Genomic DNA, 2,901 nt, shown 5'->3' with positions numbered 1-2,901 from the left:
TTTTAATATTTATCTATCCCAGTTAAGTATAGCAAATTAAATGATTTCAGTCAACTTTTATAAACAAATATCTATTATTCAAATTATAGTCAAGGTATTTAAAAATCGAAGTAAAAATACATAAAAATTAGTAAATTGGCTAATCTATAACTTAATCTTAATCTCTTTTTCAATTAGAATTATTGTTATTTAAGATTTTTAGATAAGAAAAAGATTGAACTAGAATATAACCAACATTTCCAATTCAATCTATACTTTATTTTTTACTTTAGCTTATTTTAAAGCTTCGTATTTTTTAGATACTTCATCCCAGTTTATAACATTGAAAAATGCTGAAATATAATCTGGACGTCTGTTTTGATAATTTAGATAATATGCATGTTCCCATACATCTATTCCTAAGATTGGAGTTCCTTGTGAACATCCGCAAGGAGTTGCTCCTGGCATTAATGGATTGTCTTGATTTGCAGTTGAAGTTACTTTTAATTTTCCATCTTTATTTACAACAAGCCAAGCCCATCCTGATCCAAATCTAGTTGCTGCAGCCTGTGCAAATTTTTCTTTAAATGCTTCAAAACTTCCAAATGCTTCATTAATTTTTTCTGCTAATTCTCCAGTAGGTGCTCCACCTGCATTAGGTGCCATTATTTCAAAATAAAGATTATGGTTGTAATATCCACCTCCATTATTTCTAACAGCTCCTCTTATTTCTTCTGGTAGTACATCTAAATTTGCTAAGATTTCCTCAATTGGTTTTTCCAAAAATTGTGGTGCGTTATTTTTCAATGTATCATTTAAATTATTAGTATACGCTGCATGGTGCTTTCCATAATGTATTTCCATAGTTTTTGCATCAATATTTGGCTCTAATGCGTCAAAATTGTAAGTTAATTCTATTTGTTTAAACATTTTTATCACTCCTAATCTATTTTTATGATACATTTTAGCACATTATTTTTATAAAATCAATAAAAATTTATATTTTTTATGAATTTGTTATTATTACAATTATGAACTAGTTAATTATTTTTTTCACTATTTCATGTAAACTGAGAATTTATAATTTTTTTTCAAAATTATTTAATAAACTCAGTAATTTAAGGATTAAAACATAATAATTTACAAATTCAATTTAAAATAACTATTCTTTTATGATGTATCCTACACTTCTTACAGTCTTAATAATCTTCTGTTCGTGTCCTTTATCTATTTTTGATCTTAAAAAATTAACATACACATCTACAATATTACTTTCTGAAACAAAGTCTATATCCCATATTTTTTCAGAAATCATTGTTCTTGTAAGCACTCTATTTTTATTTCTAAGGAAATATTCTAGTAATAGAAACTCTTTATTTGTCAATTCTATTTCTTTTCCATCACGTTTAATTTCCCTATTTGCAGGATTTAACGTCAAGTCATAAGCTGTTAATATTCCCATTTCATCTTCAGTAAGACGTTTATTAAGGATTCTTACTATTGCTCTGAATTTTGCTGAAAGTTCTTCTAGTCTGAAATCATTATATATGTAGTCATCTATTCCTTTTAACAGGGCCTCTGTTTTTGCGTATCTGTCATCTTGTTCGATTGCCATTAGAATATAACTTTGTCTTTTATATCTTATTATTCTTTCTATTGCTAATGGAAAATCTTCAATTGAGCTAATATCTAAAAAAGAAATATCAAGAGATTCTGTCTTCAAGGCATCCAACATTTGTTCCTCATTTTCTGCCAATATGACATTAAAACTTAATTCTTTTAATAATTGTCCTACAACCATTCTGGTTTTTTCATTTTTATTAAATACTAATACTTTCATTTTTTATCGCATAATAAATATATTGAAATATGACAATATATTTAAAATACTTCTCCTTTCACATTTATTTTCTTACTTTTAATCTTCTTGTTCTAATTTTTCAATTACTTTAGTAATTATATCGTTCATTTTTCTTGACGCTAAAGAATCGTTTGAAATAAATGGTAACCCATTATCACTAGATTCCACAATATTTCCATCTAATGGTATTGAGCCTAGAAAGTCTGTTTTTTTCTCTTGGGCCATGTTTTCGGCTCCGCCTTTTTTAAAGATATTCACTTCCTTTTGACAGTCAGGGCAAATAAAACCACTCATATTTTCGATTACACCGAGCACATTCAAGTTAATCAATTTTGCAAAATTTATTGCTCTTGTAGAATCCAGCAAAGAAACTTTTTGTGGTGTTGTAACAATGATTGCTTTTGAATCTGTCCCTATATTTTGTGCAATCCCTAATGTTTCATCACCAGTTCCAGGCGGTAAATCAACTATTAAAAAATCGATTTCTCCCCATTTAATTCCTTCCAGCATTTCCATTATCGCTGTAATTTTTTGCGGACCTTTCCACACAACTGGAGAATTATCTGGTACAAAAAAACTTAATGACGATATATGTAAATTCTCCATTACTTCCAATGGTTCAGAAATTTTTGAAAGTTTTACTCCTTCTTTTCCGAACATAATAGGAATATTGGGTCCATGTAAATCAGCATCTAGAATACCAACTTTATATCCTCGTAATGATAATCCATAAGCCAAATTGACAGCAGTCGTTGTTTTTCCAACTCCGCCCTTTCCACTCATCACTACTATTTTATGCTTAATTTTGGACATATTGGAATCAATCCTTTGCTTTCGTTCAGCTAAAGCTGGATTAGTTTGCATTCATTCCTCCTATTCTAAAAATATTATAATTTTATTTAACTTCCCTACTTTAATTAAATCATAAACTTAGAAAAAATACAAGCAATTTTTTACATTTTTTTCAAAAAAAATTAATTTTTTTATTTTCTGTGGTATAATTTATTAAATAGATTATATTTAAAGGAGCATTTTATGAAAACAACCATAGATTTTATAAT

The 2,901-nt window shown here is 27.7% G+C and carries 3 protein-coding genes; all 3 read right to left on the bottom strand.

Going from position 1 to position 2,901, the window contains the following annotated elements:
• Positions 1-273 precede the first annotated feature (273 nt).
• The 3 genes from Q0370_RS04005 to Q0370_RS03995 all read right to left on the bottom strand — a co-directional run bounded on the left by Q0370_RS04005 (position 274) and on the right by Q0370_RS03995 (position 2,704).
• A complete protein-coding gene (locus Q0370_RS04005; RefSeq protein WP_147005610.1) occupies positions 274-909 on the bottom strand; it encodes a superoxide dismutase in 636 nt (211 codons plus the stop codon).
• Positions 910-1,141: 232 nt separating this feature from the next.
• Positions 1,142-1,819, bottom strand: coding sequence for a response regulator transcription factor (locus tag Q0370_RS04000; protein ID WP_299572441.1), 678 nt, complete (start codon positions 1,817-1,819; stop codon positions 1,142-1,144).
• 78 nt (positions 1,820-1,897) lie between these two features.
• Positions 1,898-2,704, bottom strand: coding sequence for an Mrp/NBP35 family ATP-binding protein (locus Q0370_RS03995; RefSeq protein WP_299572438.1), 807 nt, complete (start codon positions 2,702-2,704; stop codon positions 1,898-1,900).
• Between the last annotated feature and the right edge of the window lie 197 nt (positions 2,705-2,901).

This window comes from uncultured Leptotrichia sp. (assembly GCF_938036635.1).
Taxonomy (GTDB): domain Bacteria; phylum Fusobacteriota; class Fusobacteriia; order Fusobacteriales; family Leptotrichiaceae; genus Leptotrichia; species Leptotrichia hongkongensis.
This window is presented reverse-complemented; position numbering and strand designations above follow the sequence as displayed.

Coding starts and splice junctions, on each gene's coding strand:
- Q0370_RS03995 (WP_299572438.1), bottom strand. CDS start 2,704: ATGCAAACTAATCCAGCTTTAGCTGAACGAAAGCAAAGGATTGATTCC.
- Q0370_RS04000 (WP_299572441.1), bottom strand. CDS start 1,819: ATGAAAGTATTAGTATTTAATAAAAATGAAAAAACCAGAATGGTTGTA.
- Q0370_RS04005 (WP_147005610.1), bottom strand. CDS start 909: ATGTTTAAACAAATAGAATTAACTTACAATTTTGACGCATTAGAGCCA.